Annotated in this window: 1 protein-coding gene; it reads left to right on the top strand. The window is 77.8% G+C overall.

Features of this window, described 5'->3' with window-relative positions:
- Positions 1-246: 246 nt before the first annotated feature.
- Positions 247-1,781 (top strand): acyl-CoA dehydrogenase family protein (locus DZF91_RS24330; RefSeq protein WP_147341344.1); only part of this gene is annotated, 1,535 nt, incomplete at its 3' end.

Consider the following 1,781-nt stretch of genomic DNA (forward strand, 5'->3'; position numbering starts at 1 on the left):
CCGGGGACGCGCCCGGCGGCTGACCGCCAGCCGCCGCCCGCCCCGGGCCCGCGCGGTCCACCTCCCCCGGCCCCGCGGGTTCCTCCCTGCGCAGATCCCTCCGACTTCCGGTCCGCAAGGTTCTGTACGGTTCCGCGTCGCGACAGGAGCATCGCCATGGCCCGACCGCCCGATCCGTCCGACCATCCCGACCAGCCCGCAGCCCCTCCCACCCCGCTTTCCCCGCCGCCTTCCTCCGGTTCGCGCGTGCCGCCTGGTCGTCCCGACCCGTTCGCGGTGCGGTTCGAGCCCGGCGCGGTGCCGGAGGCCCTGCCTTCCGACGCGTCCGCGCTGCGCGAATGGATGCGCGGGACCGTCCCGGAGGGCCGGCTCGAGGCCAAGGAGCGGCAGATGATCGCCGAGGCGGTCCCGGCGGCGTTCTTCGGGTACCCCGACGGGCTGACGCCCGGCGAGCGGCAGGGGCTGACCTACCGGCGGATGCGCGCGGCGGGCCTGGCCGCGCCGCCCGGCTCGGAGCTGCTGGACGACCCGCCGCTGCTGTGCGGGCTGCTGGAACGCTGCGCGGTCGCCGACCCGGCCCTGTTCCACGTGCTGATGCTGCACTACACGCTCGCGCTCGGCCCGGTCGTGGCGTTCACCCCGCCGGACGCGCCGGGCCCGGGCCGCGACCGCGAGGCGCTGGAGTCGATGGACGCGGCGGGGACGCTGCTGATGACCGAGATCGGCCGCAGCAACAGCCACCTGTCGCCGCGGACGCTGGCCCGCCACGATCCGGCCACGGGCGGGTTCGTGCTGACCACCCCGGACGCGGCTGCCGCCAAGTTCCCGACCAACACCGCGCACCCGGACGTGCCGAAGGTCGCCGCCGTGTACGCGACGCTGGAGCACGGGGGCCGCGAGCGGGGCGTGTTCGTGTTCACCGTCCCGCTGCGCGCCGCCGACGGCTCGACCCCGCCCGGCGTCCGCGTCACGCCCGCCCCCGACAGCTTCGGGCTGATGGTGGACTACGGCGCGGTCACCCTCACCGACGTGCGGGTGCCGTTCGAGGCGTGGCTCGGCGACGGCGCGCGGCTGGACCCGGACGGCGGGTTCCACGATCCGGCGGGCGGGCCGGGCGAGCGGCTGGTGCGGTCGATGGGCATCGCGCCGCCGGTGTGGCGGGCGGTGGTCTCGGCGTGCGCGGCGCTCGCCCGCGCCTCGGCGGTCACCCTGGTCGCGCACACCGCCGGACGCGCGACGCTGGGACGGCTGGCCCCGCGGCGTCCGCTGGGGGACTACCGCAACCAGCGGGAGGCGATGCTGGGCGCGCTGGCCTCGGCGTACGCGCTGACGCTGGTCGCCGACCGGGTGAAGGGCCCGCGTCCGCTCGGCCGCGCTCCCGCCGGACCCTCGCCGGATGCCCCTCCGCGACCGGAGGAGGTTCCGGCGGCGGTGTCGAGTCCGGGGGTGGTGTCGAGGTCGGGGGCGGTGCCGTCGGGTGACGCGGGTGCGGCGTGGGCGCCGTGGTCGGCGGTGGACCGCGACCTGGCGCTGCTGAAGGCGGCGGTGACCGCCCGCACCCAGGAGGTGGTGGAGGCGTGCCGGATGCACGCGGGAGCGCCGGGGTTCGCCGCGTCCCATCGCCTGAACGGGTACCGGGGGCTGGCGCACGCCTACCAGAGCGCGGGCGGCGACAACGAGCTGATCCTGTTCGACACCGCCCGCGGGCTCGCCGCCGCCCCGCCTCCGCCGGCACCGCCCCCGGCCGTGCCGGCGGACGTCGTCCGGACGGAGCCCGGCCG

It is taken from the genome of Actinomadura logoneensis (genome assembly GCF_003428695.1).
Classification (GTDB): Bacteria; Actinomycetota; Actinomycetes; order Streptosporangiales; family Streptosporangiaceae; genus Spirillospora; species Spirillospora logoneensis.